Genomic DNA, 13638 nt, shown 5'->3' with positions numbered 1-13638 from the left:
CCCTCTCCCAGACCCTCTCCCGCAAGCGGGAGAGGGAGCGCACCGCCGGTGCGCCCTAGTTGTTCAGCACCACCACCGTGGTGCCGACCCCGACACGGCCGTAGAGATCGCTGACGTCGTCATTGGTCATGCGGAAACAGCCGGAGGAGACCGCCTGGCCGATCGTCTCCGGCTCGTTGGAGCCGTGGATGCGGTACAGCGTCGAGCCCAGATACATCGCGCGCGCCCCGAGCGGATTGTCGATGCCGCCCTTCATGTGGCGCGGCAAATCGGGGCGGCGGGCCAGCATCTGCGACGGCGGCGTCCAGTCCGGCCATTCCTTCTTGGCGGTGATCTTGTGGACCCCGCCCCAGCGGAAGCCGTCGCGGCCGACGCCGATGCCGTAGCGCAAGGCCTGGCCATTCTGGAGCACCAAATAGAGCCGGCGCTCCGTGGTGTTCACGACAATGGTGCCGGGAGCGTAATTGCCGTTGTACATGACGGTGGTGCGGGGGATCGGGCTGGAACCGCCGCGGAAGAAATTCGGGCCGCCGCCCATGATGTCACGCGAGTCGAACTCCTCGGCGCGTGCGCCGCCCGCCATGGCCGACAGCAGTGCGATGGCGGCAATCGGAGCGGCAAAAAACCGGATCATTGTTTCCCCCAGCAAAAATCGATTCAACAAGGGCCACAGGCCATATTTGCGGGCTTTTCGCAAGCCACGGCCCCGTGAGGGATCATCCGGCACAGGCGTTATCAAATCGCAACCATGCATTTGCCGAAAAGCGTTAGCCAAACCCGCGCGGGGCAGGGCCGCGATGCCGCCTATTGCTTTGACGGGACGAGCGAACAATGATTGATCAAACGGAACTCTGGATATGGCGGTTGCGGGAGCTTGCGGATGAACGGTGCGGAAAGCCTGGTGCGGACGATGGTCAAGGGTGGGGTGGATGTCTGCTTCACCAATCCAGGTACCTCCGAGATGCATTTTGTCGCAGCCCTCGACCGCGTGCCCGGCATGCGCTGCGTGCTCGGCCTGTTCGAGGGCGTGGTGACCGGCGCCGCCGACGGCTATTTCCGCATGAAGGGCACGCCCGCCTCGACGCTGCTGCATCTCGGCCCCGGCCTCGCCAACGGCCTTGCCAATCTGCATAACGCCAAGAAGGCCAATTCCGGCATCGTCAACATCGTCGGCCAGCACGCCGTCTACCACATCGGCTTCAACGCGCCGTTGACCTCCGACATCGAGGGCCTGGCCCGGCCGATGTCGTCCTGGGTCCGCACCTCGCCGGATGCCAAATCGGTTGCCGCCGACGGCGCCGCCGCGATCGCCGCCGCCAAGAGCGCGCCGCCGCAGATCGCGACCCTGATCCTGCCGGCCGACACCGCCTGGAACGAGGCCGACGGCATCGCCGAGGTGCCCGCCGAGCAGCAGCGTGCGAGCTATTCGCCGCAGGCGGTCGAGCAGGCCGCAAAGATCCTGCATGGCGACGGCGAGGGCACGCTCTTGCTGATGACCGGCAGCGCGCTCTCCGAGCAGGGCCTGGCGCTGGCCGAGCGCATCGCCGCCAAGACCGGCTGCACCGTGATGGGCCCGACCTTCCGGCCCAGGATGGCGCGCGGCCGCGGCCGTTACTCGATCGACCGCATCCACTATGTCATCGATCAGGCCCTGCCGATGCTGGCCAAGTTCCGTCACATCGTGCTGGTCGAGTCCGACGATCCCGTGGCGTTCTTCGCCTATCCGAACAAGCCGAGCGTGCTGCGGCCCGAAGGTTGCGACGTGCATCGCATGACCGCCTGGGGCGAGAACTCGGTCGCCGCGCTCGAAGCGCTCGCCGGCGCGGTGAAGGCCAGCGCCAAGGACGTCAAGCCGCAGGCGCTGCAGGAACTGGTCAAGCCGACCGGCGCGCTGACCCACGCTTCGATCGCGCAGTCGATTGCGTACGCGATCCCGGAGAATGCGATCCTGGTCGACGAATCCCTGACCACCGGCCGCGCCTTCTTCCCGCCGACCGCCGCTGCCGCCCCGCACGACTGGCTGCAGAACATGGGCGGCTCGATCGGCTTCTCGACCCCACTGTCGATCGGCGCCGCGATCGCCTGCCCGGACCGCAAGGTGATCTGCATGGTCGGCGACGGCAGCGCGATGTACACGATCCAGTCGCTGTGGACGCAGGCCCGCGAGAACCTCAACATCGTCACCATCGTGTTCGCCAACCGCATCTACCAGATCCTGCGCGGCGAGTTCGACAATGTCGGCGCCGGCGAACCCGGCCAGCGCGCCAACGACATGCTCCGGCTCGACCGTCCGACGCTGGATTTCGTAGCACTGGCCAAGGGCATGGGCGTGCCCGGCCGCGCCGTCACCAATGCCGACGAGTTCAACAAGGCGCTGGCCGAGGCCGTCGCCGAGCCGGGTCCGCGGCTGATCGAAGTGCAGATGTAAGGTCTGGCCGATCGCGCCGCGAATTCAGGCCCTCTTGTCGCCCGGATGGAGCCAACGGGTCGGTGCAAAGCGCCGCCCGATGACAGGCTCCGCGTAATCCGGGACGCCGTTTTGCGAGAACCCGGATTGCGCTACGCTCCATCCGGGCTACTGACTTTGGCGTGCGCGTGGTGAGCCCGGAGGCATCATGCAGACCGAGCTGAACAAGGTGATCGCGGCGCTGCGGGACTTCTATGCCCACGAAGGCTTCCTGTTCGAAAAGGACGTCGGCGAGCGCGCGGTCACGCACCGCTTCGCCGTGCATCTCGAGAAGCAGTTCGCCGGCTGGTCGGTCGACTGCAATTACGACCGGCTCGGCGAACGCACGCTGCATCTGCCGCACGGCACCATCATCTCGACCGACGACCATCTCGGCAAGTCGATCTATCCCGACGTCGCCGTGCACCAGCGGGAGATCCCGAACAATCTGCTCACCGTGGAGATCCGCAAGGCCAGCAATCATACACCGTTGGAGCACGACGAGCACAAGCTGAGGGCGCTCACCGATCCGCATGTCTGGTTCGCCTACACGATCGGCGTGCTGCTGGTGCTGGATAAAGCCGGCGTCGTGTTGTCGGACGTTTATTTCGGCGGCATTCCCGACCGGGTCTTGGCGATGTGGTTTGCCGATCGGCTGAACGAGGCAGACCTTGCCGGGAAGTCGTGAGGGCACTGGCGAACGGCGGTTCCCCGAGCGGCCCTGGCGAAGGTTCCTCGCTCAGAACCTGAAGCTGCTCTGGATGAAAGTGCCGTATCGGTCGACCTGATAGGTCTGCGCCTGCCCCGCTGCGCCGCTCGCAGGCTCCGTGAAGTCGTTGATTCCGGTGTGCCAATACCGGGCGCCGATTCCGACATTTGCGTTGGGCGTAACGGCGTAGGACATCACCGTCTCGAGCTGAAAGCCATGGCCGTACCCGCGAGAGGGCTCGGTGCCGAAGGTGAAGTAGTGCGTGTCGAAAGCTCTCACGTCGGAATAGGTGTAGGCGGCATCGACGGTCAGCTTGAGGGCCGGCGTAAACCAGAGATCGGCCACGGCGCCCGCGCGCACCGTGTGCAGGATGTCGCGCTCGGTGATGACCTTGACGTTGCCGGCGAGGGCGCCGGCACCTTCGCAGATCTGGCCGCCGGTCACGGTCTGCCGGCAGCCCCATGCGTCGGCCAGTTCGCCGCGGTAATGGTAGCCGACGAAACCACCCAGACGAAGGCGCGGCTCCGCATTGACGGGATGGGACTCGTAAAATGAATAGCCGACATCGAGATTGGCGTAACCCAGGAAGCCGCGCGTCTGGCTCTCCGTCTTCGTGTACGGCCCGTTGAAGAACGGCGGAAAATCCTCGTCGTTCATGGTGCCGCCGGTGATGCCTCCAAAGCCTCCATAGCCCTTCACGAAAAACTTCATGGGGCTGTCGATCCGGAAGAAAACCTCTCCCGAATGCGTGCTCATGTTGTGATAGTCGAGCCGCGAAATGACCGGAGAGGATCGCGCGCCGCTGGTGTGCAAGTCGTAAGCAGTGCGGCCGATGCTGTACCAGTATCTTGCGCCGACCTCGATCTGCCAGAGATTGAACGGCTCGGCAGGCCTGACGGCCTTGATAGGCAAATCGGCGGCGATTGCCGGACCGGCGAGCATGAAAAGGCCGGATGCGATGAATGCTGCCTTGTGCACGACGTCCCCGGCCTGCCTGTCACGATGCCCTGCGAATCGGAATAGGCATCCTGGCGCCAATTGTCATGACTTGCCGAAACGGGGCAATCGCAAGCCTCGAACGTGCAGCCTGTTCGCGACGAGTTGTGGCAAGTGAGCACCACACGCGACGGCCCAAGCCTGAGGCTTGGTCCGCCTGGCGCACGGCGTGCGTCTTCACCCACGCCGCAGGTCTTCAGCCGTCGTCTCGTCAGTAGGCGCGCTGCTGGGAATAGGCGTAGCGCGGATTGATGCCGCAATAGGCCGACGTGCCGGAGGCGGAGGCCTGACACTGCTGATAGCTCGCGAACTGGCAGTTGCCGGGATAGCCCCACATGCGGCCCTGCAGGCAGTACCTGTCGTTTGTGGCGTGAGCCTGGGCCGTCGGGGCCAATGCGGCCATCACGGCCGCGAACGAGGCGAGGGTGAGGATGGTGCGACGCATTTCAGTCTCCATACAAGGACGGTTGGAAGAGCAGTTGACGAGGGAACACGCAGCGCAATGTGCGGGTTCCGGAATGTGCCCAACACTTTGTCGTATATGTCTTGGTGTCCGTAGTGGGCATTGCGTTCGACATGCGTCTATGATGCGCCAAGCCGCGGCGAGCAATGTGATCTCGGCCACAGTTCGCGAAGGGCCCTTGGCCTATCGTGATCGAACTCGCCCGCGTTGCTTTCCCTGAGGCTCACGCTTTCCTCATTCGGGTCAGGTCATTTTTGGAGGTTCTGATGCAAAAATCATATTTGCTGGCCGCGACAGCGGCGCTGGCGCTCATCATGCAAACATCGCTCGCGCCGGCCCAGACCGCGCCGGCTGCCGGCGGAACCGCCGCGCCCGCGGCGACAAATGCTGTGCCGGCCGCCACGACGGCGCCGGCTGCGACCACCGACACGTCCAGCCAGCCGACCGACTCCAAGAAGAGCGCGTCGAAGAAGCCGGCGAAGAAGAAGATGACGCGGCAGCAGGAAATCGACCACTCGGTCGACAGCGGCACCGTGCCCGCGCGCTATCGCAGTTCGGTGCCCAAGCAGTACCAGCAATACATCCCGTTCGATAAGCAGTAGCCGATCGCACGGCGGTGCGACGCGATCAGCCGTTGCGCCGCCGGCGCCTGCCGAACCGGGCCCTGGCCGGTCGGCTGCCGATGTCACATCCCCGGTGGCGGTCTGCGAATGCAATGCTAGAGTGGGCCGAATCCGGGGGAAATGATGAGTGACGACGTGAAGGATGCTGGCCTCGTGGCCATGATCAGCAGCATCCTTGGAGGCAACAAGCGCGCAGACAGTGTTGCACCGCCGCCGCTCACCGAGGGGCCGCCGACGGTGCCGTCGAACGGAGCGGAAGCGGAGGCGGCGCCTGCCGCCCAGCCGAAAGCGATCAAGCTGGAGGAAACCTCCGACGCTGCGCCGGCCGCCGTGGAGCCGGTGGAGCAGCCTGCAAAGGTCGTCACGACGCGGGATGGCAAACAGCTGCTGCCGGCGGAAGCGATCGCCGATCTCGTGCTTGGCGAGCTGCGCAAGCTGGAGGATTTTCCGGCGACCGGGGCCTCGGTCACGGTCTACGGTTACCGGCACTGGAACGCCATGATCACCTTCGCGCCGTTCTCGACCAATTTCCAGAACGCGACGCGATTCCGCCAGGCCATGCCGGATATTGTCTTCAAGCTCCGTCGTTTCGTCGAACTTGAGATATAGTCTGGACCAAATCGGCGGCGTGCGGCGTTGCCTTTTGGACAGTTCGACAGGATCTTTGAAGTGAGCGTCGCCTTTACCAAGGAAGAAAGCGCCGAGACCGCGTCCGAGACGTTGTTGCCGGATCGCCCGATCTCGCCGCATCCGAACCTCGTGACGGAAGCCGGCCTGCAGGCCTTGCAGGCACAGCTTCAGCAGGCCCGCGAGGCCTATGAAGCCGCGCAGGCGATCGAGGACGTCAACGAAAAGCGCCGGCAATCGGCGGTGCCGTTGCGCGACGCTCGCTACCTCACCGAACGCTTGCGCACCGCGCAGCTCGTTCCCAGCCCGGCGTCGAACGACAGCGTCGCCTTCGGCAGCACCGTGACCTTCAGCCGCGCCGATGGCCGCGTGCAGACATATCGCATCGTCGGCGAGGACGAAGCCGACCCCAAGGCCGGGACCATCTCGTTCGTCGCGCCGGTGGCGCGGTCTTTGATGGGGAAGGCTGTGGGTGACGTCGTCGGCGCGGGCGCGCAGGAGATCGAGATCCTGTCGATCGGGTAATGGCCGGGGGCGGCGAGGATTGCGTGGCAAAGGGCGCTATCGACAGGAGCAGTGTCATTCGCCTAATGCATGATCCGGACAAGCGCGAGGCCGTCGTCTCCGCCAAACAAAGCCTGATGGTTGGATGAGACGGTTTCTCACTGGAGCGTTGCCGTTCTACGCGCTGGCTGGCCTTGCCATGTGCATGTACCTCGTCCTTTACAGGACGAGCCTTTTCGACCTGAACGCCATCGTCCATGGCGCGACCGGGTCGCCATGGTTTCCGGCCTTCATGTTCGTCTGCGTGCTGCTGGAAGCCGTATTCCCCTATTTCGGCTATTTTCCCGGCACGGCCCTGATCCTGATGTCGGTGGCGCTCAGTCCGAAGGCCGTGGATGGCTCCGTCTTCGTCGCGGCGTGGCTCGCCATCATCGTGGGTGCCGTCCTCAGCTACGGACAGGCGCGTTTCTTCCGGCCGTTCCTGCAGCGGGTCGCCTCGAAGGCGGCCCTGCGCCGATGCGAGTCCCTGTTCGACGCCTATGGCGCTTACGCGCGCATTGCGCTGTTCGTTCATCCCAACGCCAGTGCGATGTACTTCACCGCGCTCGGACTGCTCGGCGGCAATTTGACGCGAGAGCTCGCTTATCTCTGCGGGGGCGCTGCGGCCGCCGTCGGGATATTGTTCGTCATCGTGACCAGGCTGGTGTCGTCCGTCGGCCCCACTGACGATGGGGAATTGCAACTGTTGCTCGCGGCAGCGCTGATGGCGATCGGCACGCTTGCTGGTCTCTACACGGTGTGGAGAACGAGGCGGGTGGCGTGACGCGGCGCCCTCTTCACCGTCATTGCGAGGAGCTCTTGCGACGAAGCAATCCAGGCTGCCACCGTGGAAAGATTCTGGATTGCTTCGCTGCGCTCGCAATGACGAAGAATCACGCCTCCGGCAGTTCAACGCCCGTCAGCTTGCTCAATCTGTCGATGAGCTCGGCCTGAAATTTCGGGTCCGTTGCTTCGCGGGCCGGCTGCTGCTGCTTGAGATGATGCCAATAGCGCCCGCTGACCAAGGCCGCAGGATCCTTGCTCGCGGCAAGCCATGTCTGTGTCCGCGCTCCCGTCTCGATATCGACCGGCGCACCCGCGCCGCCCATCTTCGTGCGCACCCAGCCGGGATCGACAGCGTTGCAGAGAACATTGGGCCACCGCCGCGCCACTGCGAAGGCCAACGCGACCACGTGCAGCTTGCTCTCGGCATAGGCCTTGGCTGAATCCCAGGGACGCCTGGTCCAGTCGATGTCGTCGAGCGAGCCTTCTCCGCCCCGGTGCAATCCGCTGCTGAGATACACCAGGCGGCCGGGCCGCTCGATCAGCGCCGTCAGCATGTACGGCGCAAGCGTGTTGATGGCGAGCGTCTCGGCATGGCCTTCTGCCGTCGCGCCGCGGCCGGGCCGGGTGTAGACGCCGGCGTTGTGGATGATCGCGTCCATGCGCCCGATCGCGTTGACCTGATCGGCGATCGCCTTGGTCTCGACGGCACTGCTGAGATCGCCGACCACGATCCCCTGGGCTCGTGCTCTCAGCTCGCCGAGCGCGTTGCTACGATCGGCCGACCGCGCATGCAGCACCACGCGGTGTCCCTGATCGAGCAGAGATTGCGCCGCCGCCCGGCCAAGGCCATCGGTGCTGCCGGTGATGAAAATGGTCGCCATGCGCTATTCCCTCGCGAATGTCTGAGTACCATTCCGTGCGTCCGCTCGTCACGTCTGACACGGCCTATCGAACCAAGGTCACCGCGCTCAACACTTAGTGTTGCGCTGCGTTCCGCGAAGCGCGCCGCGTTCGCAGCCCAAATCTGGAGGCATCCGTGAGCAAGGTCAAAACTCCCAAGGATAAGAAGCGGCTGAGCTACGAGCGCGATCGGCGCAACACCTATGGAGAAAATCAGAAGAGCAGCCGGAAGAACATTCCGCGCAGCAAGCAGCTCTCGCATCAGGAGGAGCGCCGCGCAGTGCGCCAGGCTCTGATCCCTGCACAAGGGGATGTTCGTGTTAAAATCGCCGACGAGGCCCACTCGCAAGTCTTGCGCACAGGTCGGATCAAGAAGCTCAGCGCCTTTCGCAAATCGCCGGACCGTCCGCTAGGCGAAGTCGTCGCACGGCGATTGCGTCGGCGGAGGAGCGAGCCGGCTTTCGATTAGGCCGCTCTCAATGATGCGCTGACACTGAAGAGCGATGATCTCGGCAAGGCCGTAACCCATTGATCCCACTGACGTCGACTACTGTGCATGGGGTTGTTTTCGAGAATTTTGCCTGAGCGGGAGCAAGACGCCCCGATCCGTCCTCGCTCTTCGAGCTACGCCGGACAAGCTTCGCCATGATTGGATGTGGCTGCGCCACGCGAAACCTCTTGGCGAAGCGTGGTGGGCGCACAAGGGATCGAACCTTGGACCTCTCCCGTGTGAAGGGAACGCTCTCCCGCTGAGCTATGCGCCCGGGACCATCATGCCGACGGCCGGACTTTCGGCCGGCCGGCGCATTGGAGCCCGCGATTTAGAAGTGCGGGCTTGAGGTGTCAAGTTTTCAGGCGCGGCGGGGCTGGAAAACCTTGGCCCCGGTGGCGCAATTCGGTGGCCCGGCCGGATTTCGGGCCGCTTACGCGCCCTGCTGGCGGGCGCGGGAGGCGTGGGCTTGCAGCGCCCGGATCCGCTCGGCCAGCGTTCCGCCGCCCTCGGGCAGGCTCGGCGTGCCATTGCTCGCGGCGTCGTTGGCCGGGCGCGGCGCCGGCTTCGGCGGCTGGCCGGCCTCGGCCGCCAGCAGCGCCTCGATCGGCGAGTTCGGGCCTTCGAGCTGCATCGCGAGCTTTGCCACCTCGGCGGCGATGTCGTTGATGCGCTCGCGCAGGAGCGCATTCTCCATGCGCTCGGTCGCCCAGGAGCTTTCCGCCTGCTGCTGGATCGCATTGAGGTCGCGCTGCAGCTTGGCGCGCTCGTCGCGGGTGGTGCGCAGCTGTTCCTCCAGCGTGCTCTTTTCCGCGCGCAGCGCCTCCGCGGCGGCCGACGATTTGCCGCCGCTCAAGCCCGCGATCTCGACGCGCAGCTGCTTGATGGTGCGCTCGTCGCCCTCATGGAGCTGGCGGAGCTGGTTGTTCTCGTACTCGCGCTCGGCCAGCAGCTTGCCCTGCGTGGCGAGCCGTCCCTCGAGGTCGGCGACGCGGCCGGACAGCATCTCGGCCTCCTTCACCTGTCCGATCAGCTGGCGATCGAGCTCAGTGACGCGCTGGCTGAGATTCTCGACCCGGCCGCGGGCATCGCCGAGCTCGCGCGAGGCGGTCTCGGATTCGGTCCGCTCCTGCGCCAGCCGCGCCTGGGTGGCGGCAAATTCCTTCTCGGCGTCGCCGACGCGGTTCTTCAATTCCTCGATCTGGGCGCGCACGGCGACCAATTCGACCTGGCGGCTCTCCGCCATCATCGAGCGGTCGGACAGTTCGGTGTTGATCTTGGCGAGCTCGTTCTCCTTGTCGGTCAGCGCGTTCTCGGCGGCGCGCAAGGCTTCCGTCTTGGCGTTGAATTCCTCTTCGGTGGCGCGGAGCTGCTCCTTCACCGCCTTCTCGCGCGCCTCCAGCGCGAAGATCGTGGCGTTCTTCTCGCCGAGTTCGATCTTCATGCGGTTGATGGCGTCGCTCTTCTTGCCGAGCTCGGCCAGCTGGCTCGTGGTCTTGTTCTTGAGCTGGTCGACGCTCATCTCGAGCCGCCGCGCCGACATGGCGAACTCGGCGCGAAGCTGGTCCTTGTCGGCCTGGATCTCCGCCATCGACAGCGGCGTTGCGGCCTCGAGCCGACGCGTGGTCAGGCGCACAGCGCGGTTATGCACCAGCGGCACGATCGCGAGCCCGCACAGCATCGACAGCAGGAAACCGATCGCCAGGTACATGATCGGTTCGACCATGGGCCAGAACTCCCAAGCTTAAGGAAAAATTCACCAACGACCATGCCATGGCGGGCCGGCAAAAAGCCAGCCCCGCTCTGTCGTTAACCTTGATCGTACCCGGGTGGCAGGAGAGCAGCCTAGAATGGGTTCCAGGTCGCTCGCGGCGTGAATTTGAGATAGCCGATATTGGCGCCCAGCCGCAGGCCGAGCCCGGAGCGGATCGGCACCAGCACGATGTTGTTGGCCGTGAGCGCCGTCATGCCGAAGCCGCCGATGATGTAGGCCGAGCCGTCGAGGCCGGCGAAGCGCTGGTAGATCGCGTTGGTGGCGGGCAGGTTGTAGACGAGCGTCATCGTGCGCGCGCCGTCGCCACCCCAGTCGAAGCCGAGCGAGGGACCTTGCCAGTAGACACGGAGGTCGCCGGCGTTCTTGGTGTAGAGCGTGCCCTCGCCATAGCGCAGGCCGGCGACGAACGCGCCGGAGCCTTCCTCACCCAGGATGTAGCCGTTCGGCAGGCCCCATTGGCTGACCGCCTTCTCGATGATCGAGGCGAGGCCGCGCGAGACGTTGCCGAAGAAGCGGTGCCCGGCGCCGACCAACTCGTCCGGCCCGTAGGTGCTGGGCGTCGGGGTCCGCTGCGGCGGCGGCAGATCGGGGGGCGGCGCCGTCTGGGCCGAGGCCGGCACGATCCAGCCGACCATCGCGGCAAGCGCGAGCGCAGCAAGGCGTGATGCGAAAGTCATAAAAGAACCCCTGGTACCGAAACCGGTCGCTTCCTTAACCTGACGCCAACAGGCGCGGCTCTAGGTTGCGCCGGATGTCCCCTCGACTCGGATGTTATCCGCAGCAACTATGACGGCACAACGGCAGGAAGATAGCCCTTTGCGCCCCGGAATCGCCTTGATCGGCCTCCTCGTCTGCCTGCTGTCGGGCATAGGGGTCGCCGGCCCGGTGCGGCCGGCCGGGGCCGCCACCACCGAGCGGGTCGTCGTCAACCGCTTCTCCGGCATTGCCATCGAGGGTTTTGATCCCGTCGCCTATTTCGTCGAGGGCACCGCCATGCAGGGCACGGCGGAGTTCGAGGCGAACCTGTGGGGCGCGGTCTGGCGCTTCCGCAACGAGGGCAACCGCGCCTCCTTCCTGGCCCACCCCGAAATCTACGGTCCGCAATTCGGCGGCTACGATCCCGCCGATATCGCTCGCGGGGTGACCATCGCCGGCAATCCCCGCTTCTTCGCCATCGTGGCGCAGCGGCTTTACCTGTTCAGCCGGGAAGCCAATCGCGACGCCTTCGCTGCCAACGCCGAGCGGTTCCTCTATGAGGTCGGCAAGCGCTGGCCGGCGCTTTACGAACAGCTGGGTCGGTAGCAGCCGTCAGAGTCTGGCCGCCTCCGGGTCGCCCCAGGCGATGAACTCCGGGATGATGAAGCCGCTGGCATATCGCTCGCCGAAACGGAGCTCGCCGCCCTTGCCGTCGGTCACCCGGCCGCCGGCCGCGGTCACGACCGCGGCGCCGGCCCCCACGTCCCATTCACAAGTGGGCCCGAAGCGGGGGTAGATGTCGGCGCTGCCTTCCGCGATCCGACCGAATTTCACGGCCGAGCCGACCGTTCGTCTGGCGGCGTTGGGCCTGTTGTCGATGAACGCTTCGCTCCTGGGATCGCCGTGCGAGCGGCTCACCGCCGCGATCCAGGGCTCCCCTTGCGCCGGCAGCTTGCGGGTGTGGATCGGCTCGGCCGCGCCGATGTTAGCGCCTTCAAAACTCACCCGCTCGGCGCCGCGGCCGACGATGCCGCGCCAGAGCAGGCCGAGCGCAGGCGCGGCGACGATGCCCAGCAGCGGCACGCCTGATGTCACCAGAGCGAGGTTGACGGTGAATTCGTCGCGACCGGCGACGAATTCCTTGGTGCCGTCGAGCGGGTCGATCAGGAAGAAGCTGCCCTCGAACGGCGGGGCGGCAAGCTCAGTTCGCTCTTCCGACAGCGTCGGGATATCGCTCGCGAACTGGGCGAGGCCCTCCGCGATGATGCGGTCGGCGGCAAGGTCCGCCTCGGTTACCGGCGAGCCGTCCTGCTTGCCGTCGATCCGCATCGCCGCGCGGTTGACGCCGAGGATCGCCTCGCCCGCCTTCACCACCAGCGCGGTGAGCGGCTCCATCAATCGGGATGCGGCCTCGGCGTCGATGATCCTCACCCGTTTGCCTCATTCGTCAGCAAGTCTGGAATCTGCAAGTCTCGCCTCCTCGGTTGATTCGCCCGCAGCGCTTTATGGCCGCTTCGAACCTATCGCAAGCTAGCTGCCACGGGCTGGCGAATGTTAGAACCCGCAGCATCCGTCAAGCATGCGTGATTCGCGGCGTCCAGCGCCGTGCAATTTCAGGAACCCTCCAGGACCCCTTTATATGTCTGACGCCTCGTCGCCCGCGACCGCCACTGCTCCCGATATGCTCGAACTCGCAGCGCTGCTGTGCTCGCGGGTCTGTCACGATCTCATCAGCCCCGTCGGCGCCATCGTCAACGGGCTCGAAGTGCTCGACGACGATCCCAAGCCGGAAGATCGCGAATTCGCGCTCGACCTGATTCGCAAGAGCGCCAAGACCGCCTCCGCCCGGCTCCAGTTCTGCCGTCTCGCCTTCGGCGCTGCCGGTTCCTCCGGCGCGCAGATCGATCTCGGCGATGCCCAGACCATGGCGCGCGGCCACATCGAGGACGGCAAGTGCTCGATCACCTGGAATCTGCCACGGCTCCTGCTGCCGAAGAACCGCGTCAAGCTGCTGCTCAACATGCTGGTCGTGTCCCAGCATACCATCCCGCGCGGCGGCACGCTGACGATCGACCCGATCGGCGAGGGCGAAACGATGAGCTTTCGCATCACCGCGACCGGACATAACGCGCGCCTGCCGCAGAACATCTCCGAGCTCTTGAGCGGCGAGCGCGGCCCTGCCGCGGACGCGCATGCGATCCAGCCTTATTATACGCGGCTGCTGGCACAGGCCTGCGGTCTCACCGTGACGCTCAAGCCGGAGGGCGAAGCCATCATCATTACCGCTTCGTAAACGCGCGCACCGCTCGGCATCTTAATCAAATCTTTACGGGGCGCTTCGGTTTGTCCGGAGCGCCTTGTCTTTTTGTTGGTTCCGTTCTTTTGCACATACTCAACCAATATTAAACGCTTTGCGGTGAAGCTGGCCCCATTCCGAATAGGCGCATCACAATTCGTGCGCGCCCTCGCTGTATGAAGGCCTGTTTTCATGGATGATCTGTTGCGGGAGTTTTTGACGGAGACCAGCGAGAGCCTGGACACCGTGGACAATCAGTTGGTGAAGTTCGAGCAGGAGCCGAACAACG

Annotated in this window: 16 protein-coding genes and 1 tRNA gene; 9 read left to right on the top strand and 8 right to left on the bottom strand. The window is 65.1% G+C overall.

What is annotated here, in order from left to right; translation table 11 throughout:
- Positions 1-55 precede the first annotated feature (55 nt).
- On the bottom strand, positions 56-634 hold the full coding sequence (locus tag C7G42_RS10440) for a L,D-transpeptidase (protein ID WP_106948940.1): 579 nt from the start codon (positions 632-634) through the stop codon (positions 56-58).
- 246 nt (positions 635-880) lie between these two features.
- Here C7G42_RS10440 and C7G42_RS10435 point away from each other — a divergent pair, with 246 nt between their 5' ends.
- Both C7G42_RS10435 and C7G42_RS10430 read left to right on the top strand, forming a co-directional pair.
- Positions 881-2428: an acetolactate synthase large subunit gene (locus C7G42_RS10435; RefSeq protein WP_106948939.1), complete on the top strand. Its 1548-nt coding sequence runs from the start codon at positions 881-883 to the stop codon at positions 2426-2428.
- A gap of 187 nt (positions 2429-2615) precedes the next feature.
- Positions 2616-3134 carry a hypothetical protein gene (locus C7G42_RS10430; RefSeq protein WP_106948938.1) on the top strand — a complete coding sequence of 173 codons (519 nt, stop codon included), beginning with the start codon at positions 2616-2618 and terminating at the stop codon, positions 3132-3134.
- Positions 3135-3185: 51 nt separating this feature from the next.
- Here C7G42_RS10430 and C7G42_RS10425 read toward each other — a convergent pair whose 3' ends face one another.
- Positions 3186-4133 carry a hypothetical protein gene (locus tag C7G42_RS10425; RefSeq protein WP_106948937.1) on the bottom strand — a complete coding sequence of 316 codons (948 nt, stop codon included), beginning with the start codon at positions 4131-4133 and terminating at the stop codon, positions 3186-3188.
- A gap of 229 nt (positions 4134-4362) precedes the next feature.
- On the bottom strand, positions 4363-4596 hold the full coding sequence (locus C7G42_RS10420; RefSeq protein ID WP_106948936.1) for a DUF3551 domain-containing protein: 234 nt from the start codon (positions 4594-4596) through the stop codon (positions 4363-4365).
- A gap of 284 nt (positions 4597-4880) precedes the next feature.
- Between C7G42_RS10420 and C7G42_RS10415 the strand changes: the two genes are divergently transcribed.
- The 4 genes from C7G42_RS10415 (at position 4881) to C7G42_RS10400 (ending at position 7191) form a co-directional block, all read left to right on the top strand.
- Positions 4881-5216 (top strand): hypothetical protein, encoded by a 336-nt coding sequence (locus C7G42_RS10415; RefSeq protein ID WP_106949667.1) that lies wholly within the window; start codon positions 4881-4883, stop codon positions 5214-5216.
- Positions 5217-5360: 144 nt separating this feature from the next.
- Positions 5361-5846, top strand: coding sequence for a hypothetical protein (locus C7G42_RS10410; protein WP_106949666.1), 486 nt, complete (start codon positions 5361-5363; stop codon positions 5844-5846).
- 60 nt (positions 5847-5906) lie between these two features.
- Positions 5907-6389, top strand: a complete 483-nt coding sequence (greA, locus tag C7G42_RS10405; protein ID WP_106949665.1) for a transcription elongation factor GreA — start codon at positions 5907-5909, stop codon at positions 6387-6389.
- A gap of 124 nt (positions 6390-6513) precedes the next feature.
- A complete protein-coding gene (locus C7G42_RS10400) occupies positions 6514-7191 on the top strand; it encodes a hypothetical protein (RefSeq protein ID WP_106948935.1) in 678 nt (225 codons plus the stop codon).
- A 109-nt stretch (positions 7192-7300) separates the two neighbouring features.
- On the opposite strand, the gene C7G42_RS10395 is transcribed toward C7G42_RS10400, so the two are convergent.
- On the bottom strand, positions 7301-8074 hold the full coding sequence (locus C7G42_RS10395; RefSeq protein ID WP_106948934.1) for an SDR family NAD(P)-dependent oxidoreductase: 774 nt from the start codon (positions 8072-8074) through the stop codon (positions 7301-7303).
- 155 nt (positions 8075-8229) lie between these two features.
- On the opposite strand from C7G42_RS10395, the gene C7G42_RS10390 reads away from it, so the two are divergent.
- On the top strand, positions 8230-8562 hold the full coding sequence (locus C7G42_RS10390) for a hypothetical protein (RefSeq protein WP_106948933.1): 333 nt from the start codon (positions 8230-8232) through the stop codon (positions 8560-8562).
- A 220-nt stretch (positions 8563-8782) separates the two neighbouring features.
- On the opposite strand, the gene C7G42_RS10385 is transcribed toward C7G42_RS10390, so the two are convergent.
- From C7G42_RS10385 to C7G42_RS10375, 3 genes are all read right to left on the bottom strand, one after another.
- Positions 8783-8857, bottom strand: a tRNA-Val gene (locus tag C7G42_RS10385).
- A gap of 159 nt (positions 8858-9016) precedes the next feature.
- Complete coding sequence (locus C7G42_RS10380; RefSeq protein ID WP_106948932.1) at positions 9017-10309, bottom strand: coiled-coil domain-containing protein; 1293 nt, start codon at positions 10307-10309, stop codon at positions 9017-9019.
- 119 nt (positions 10310-10428) lie between these two features.
- Complete coding sequence (locus tag C7G42_RS10375; RefSeq protein WP_106948931.1) at positions 10429-11034, bottom strand: DUF1134 domain-containing protein; 606 nt, start codon at positions 11032-11034, stop codon at positions 10429-10431.
- 139 nt (positions 11035-11173) lie between these two features.
- Here C7G42_RS10375 and C7G42_RS10370 point away from each other — a divergent pair, with 139 nt between their 5' ends.
- Positions 11174-11659, top strand: coding sequence for a YHS domain-containing (seleno)protein (locus C7G42_RS10370; RefSeq protein ID WP_106948930.1), 486 nt, complete (start codon positions 11174-11176; stop codon positions 11657-11659).
- 6 nt (positions 11660-11665) lie between these two features.
- Here the strand turns inward: C7G42_RS10370 and C7G42_RS10365 are convergent, their stop codons facing one another.
- Positions 11666-12448, bottom strand: coding sequence for a 3'(2'),5'-bisphosphate nucleotidase CysQ family protein (locus C7G42_RS10365; protein ID WP_106949664.1), 783 nt, complete (start codon positions 12446-12448; stop codon positions 11666-11668).
- A 244-nt stretch (positions 12449-12692) separates the two neighbouring features.
- Between C7G42_RS10365 and chpT the strand changes: the two genes are divergently transcribed.
- Positions 12693-13346 (top strand): histidine phosphotransferase ChpT, encoded by a 654-nt coding sequence (gene chpT / locus C7G42_RS10360; RefSeq protein ID WP_162308381.1) that lies wholly within the window; start codon positions 12693-12695, stop codon positions 13344-13346.
- Positions 13347-13638: the final 292 nt, after the last annotated feature.

This window comes from Bradyrhizobium sp. MOS003 (assembly GCF_003020125.1).
In the GTDB taxonomy this organism is placed as follows: Bacteria; Pseudomonadota; Alphaproteobacteria; order Rhizobiales; family Xanthobacteraceae; genus Bradyrhizobium.
The sequence above is the reverse complement of the archived record's forward strand: the minus strand, read 5'-3'. Positions and strand labels throughout refer to the sequence as shown.

Coding starts and splice junctions, on each gene's coding strand:
- C7G42_RS10440 (WP_106948940.1), bottom strand. CDS start 634: ATGATCCGGTTTTTTGCCGCTCCGATTGCCGCCATCGCACTGCTGTCG.
- C7G42_RS10435 (WP_106948939.1), top strand. CDS start 881: ATGAACGGTGCGGAAAGCCTGGTGCGGACGATGGTCAAGGGTGGGGTG.
- C7G42_RS10430 (WP_106948938.1), top strand. CDS start 2,616: ATGCAGACCGAGCTGAACAAGGTGATCGCGGCGCTGCGGGACTTCTAT.
- C7G42_RS10420 (WP_106948936.1), bottom strand. CDS start 4,596: ATGCGTCGCACCATCCTCACCCTCGCCTCGTTCGCGGCCGTGATGGCC.
- C7G42_RS10415 (WP_106949667.1), top strand. CDS start 4,881: ATGCAAAAATCATATTTGCTGGCCGCGACAGCGGCGCTGGCGCTCATC.
- C7G42_RS10410 (WP_106949666.1), top strand. CDS start 5,361: ATGAGTGACGACGTGAAGGATGCTGGCCTCGTGGCCATGATCAGCAGC.
- C7G42_RS10400 (WP_106948935.1), top strand. CDS start 6,514: ATGAGACGGTTTCTCACTGGAGCGTTGCCGTTCTACGCGCTGGCTGGC.
- C7G42_RS10395 (WP_106948934.1), bottom strand. CDS start 8,074: ATGGCGACCATTTTCATCACCGGCAGCACCGATGGCCTTGGCCGGGCG.
- C7G42_RS10380 (WP_106948932.1), bottom strand. CDS start 10,309: ATGGTCGAACCGATCATGTACCTGGCGATCGGTTTCCTGCTGTCGATG.
- C7G42_RS10375 (WP_106948931.1), bottom strand. CDS start 11,034: ATGACTTTCGCATCACGCCTTGCTGCGCTCGCGCTTGCCGCGATGGTC.
- C7G42_RS10365 (WP_106949664.1), bottom strand. CDS start 12,448: ATGGAGCCGCTCACCGCGCTGGTGGTGAAGGCGGGCGAGGCGATCCTC.
- chpT (WP_162308381.1), top strand. CDS start 12,693: ATGTCTGACGCCTCGTCGCCCGCGACCGCCACTGCTCCCGATATGCTC.